This is a genomic window from Pontiella sp., assembly GCF_041622395.1.
In the GTDB taxonomy this organism is placed as follows: Bacteria; Verrucomicrobiota; Kiritimatiellia; order Kiritimatiellales; family Pontiellaceae; genus Pontiella.
The window spans coordinates 1-2,774 of sequence record NZ_JBFJYW010000385.1; the positions used below are offsets into that span (position 1 = coordinate 1).

At 62.9% G+C, this 2,774-nt stretch carries 2 protein-coding genes; one reads left to right on the forward strand and one right to left on the reverse strand.

What is annotated here, in order from left to right:
• Positions 1-902 (forward strand): Gfo/Idh/MocA family protein (locus ABYO54_RS15810; protein WP_372809196.1); only part of this gene is annotated, 902 nt, incomplete at its 5' end.
• Positions 903-917: 15 nt separating this feature from the next.
• Here ABYO54_RS15810 and recN read toward each other — a convergent pair.
• Entirely contained in the window at positions 918-2,576 is a 1,659-nt protein-coding gene (gene recN / locus ABYO54_RS15815) for a DNA repair protein RecN (RefSeq protein WP_372809197.1), read from the reverse strand.
• Positions 2,577-2,774: the final 198 nt, after the last annotated feature.

Below are 2,774 nucleotides of genomic sequence, written 5' to 3' on the forward strand. Positions count from 1 at the left end.
CCGCCAAGGTCTCGGCGTTCGTTGAACGGAATCCCGAAGCCCAGGTGGCCGAATCCTACGGCCAGATCCTCGCGGATCCGGACGTGCGCCTGGTGGCGGCCGCCGCAGTACCCTGCCAGCGCGCGGACATCGGCTTCCAGGCGATGGAAGCCGGCAAGGACTATTTTACCGACAAGGCGCCCTTCACCACGCTCGAGCAGCTCGCCGCGGCGCGCCGGTGCGTTGCGACGACCGGAAGGAAATACCTGGTCTACTACGGCGAACGCCTGCACAACGAAGCGGGCATGAAGGCCGGCGAGCTGATTGCGCAGGGCGCGGTCGGCCGCGTGCTGCAGGTGATCAACCTCGCGCCCCACCGCCTCGGCAAGCAGCCCCGCCCCGACTGGTTTTTCCAAAAACAAAAGTATGGCGGAATCCTGACCGACCTCGGCTCGCACCAGTTCGAACAGTTCCTGCACTACACCGGCGCACAGGATGCCGTCGTGAATTTCGCGCGGGTCGAGAACTTCAACCATCCCGACCGGCCGGAGCTGGAGGATTTCGGCGAAGCCTCGCTGACCGCCGACAACGGCGCCTCGTTCTATTGCCGCCTCGACTGGTTCACGCCCGACGGCTCGCCCACCTGGGGCGACGGCCGCACGTTCGTCGTCGGCACCGAAGGAACGCTGGAAGCCCGCAAATACATGGACGTCGGCCGCAAGGCCCCGGACAGCCGCATCTTCCTGACGACGGGCGACGCCGTGCAGGAGATCGATTGCTTCGAACGCGTGGGCTTCCCCTTCTTCGGCGCGCTGATCCGCGACTGCATCAACCGCACCGAAAACGCAATGACGCAGTCGCATGCGTTCAAGGCCGCCGAACTTTCGATGAAAGCCCAGGCGCTGGCCGACGGCCTGCGCTAAAGCCGCAGCGCCGGTTTAGAGCCCGAGCATTTCCTTGGCGTGCTGGAGGGTGACGTTGGTGCTGTCTCTTCCCCCGAGCATGCGGGCGATCTCCTCCGGACGCGATTCGCGGTCGAGCAACTCGACTTCCGTATAGGTGCGCCCGTCCTCGACCTTCTTGGAAACGGCCAGGTGCGTCGTGCCGCAAGCGGCCACCTGCGGGAGGTGGGTGATGCAAAGCAACTGGTGGCTCTTGGCCACCTGGGCGAGCTTGCGCCCGACCGCGCCGCCGATCTCGCCGCCGATATTGGCGTCGATTTCGTCGAAGACCAGCACGGGAATCTGGTCCTGCTTGGCCAGCACCGCTTTGGTGGCCAGCATGACGCGCGAAATTTCGCCGCTCGAGGCAATCATCCGCAGCGGGCGCATATCTTCGCCGGCGTTGGGCGCAAACCCGAATTCGATCGCATCCATCCCGGACGGACCGGGCTCGCAGGGATTGATCTGCACGTCGAAAAAGCCGTGTTCGAAACCGATATCGACCAGCTCGCGCGTGATGGACTCGGAAAGGTGGTCGGCCACGTTTTCGCGGCGCGACCGCAACGTCTTCCCCGCCTTTTGCAGCGAACGCAAAACGATGGCCTGTTCGGCCTTGAGTTCGTCGCGGCGCCTGTCGCGCCCGCGCAGATCCTGCAGTTGCTGTTTCCAGGTTTCGCAGTTGGCGAGGACCTCCTCGACCGAGGCGCCGTATTTCCGCTTCAGGGTCTGATAGGTGGAGAGACGGTCGTCGAGCCACTGCATGCGCTCGGCACTGCCATCGATCCCGGCGGCGGAGCGTTCGATGGAGCGGACCACCTCCTGCACGGACGTGACGGCGTTTTCGATTTCGTCGTGCCACTCCTGAGCTTCCGGCATCAGCCTCACCAGCCGGTTGAGCGCCTGCTGGGCCGAGGCGAGTCCGTCGAACGCGCACCCCTCCCCTTCGGTCAGGGCAACCACAACGCCGTTGGCCAGCTCGATCACCTGCTGCGAGTTGGCAATGATTCCGTGCTCTTCGACGACCTGCTCTTCCTCTTCGGCGGAAAGGTTGGCGGAGTCGATCTCGTTGACCCGGTAGTCGAGGAACTCGATCTGCCGTTGCAGATCCTCTTCGTTGTCGGAGTTGAGCGCATCGATCTGCTTCTGGATAGCGCGGAACTCCTGGTAAATGGCGGCATAGGCGGCCTTGGCGTCGTCGAGCTGGCCAAAGGCATCGAGAATATCGAGCTGCACGCCCGGATCGAGCAACGACTGGTGGTCGTACGGGCCGTGCATATCGACCAGCACCTTGCCGAGCCGCCGCAACACGGTGAGCGTGACCGATTCGTCGTTGACCGTGGTTTTGTTGGCGGACTCGGTAATAACGCGGCGAATGATCAGCAAGCCGCCTTCGCACGGCTCCAAGCCGATGTCGGCGAGGATGGCATCGACCTGGGCGGTATCGGAAAGTCCGAATTCCGCATGGACCGAGCAGGAGGTTTCCCCGGTGCGGATCATCGATTTATCGGCGCGCTCGCCCAGCAAAAGGCGCAAGGCCCCGATCATGAGCGACTTACCGGCGCCGGTTTCGCCGGTGATGACATTAAGCCCCTCGTTGAAGCCCACCTGGACATCGTCGACGAGCGCAAGATTCTTGATTTTTAGGGTTCTGAGCATATTCCGGCGGATTATCCAAATAAGGCCGGAGGTGGGCAAGCCGGATTATTCAACATTCATCCGCTCGCTGGCCGTCTGGCCCTGTTCTTCGCGCCGCTTCTCTTCGAACCCATTGAGAAAGGTCACGACAAGGTACAACAGAAGCAACAGGAAGATGGGAACGCCGATAAAGAAAAAAGCGTCGGGCAGGTCCGCCGC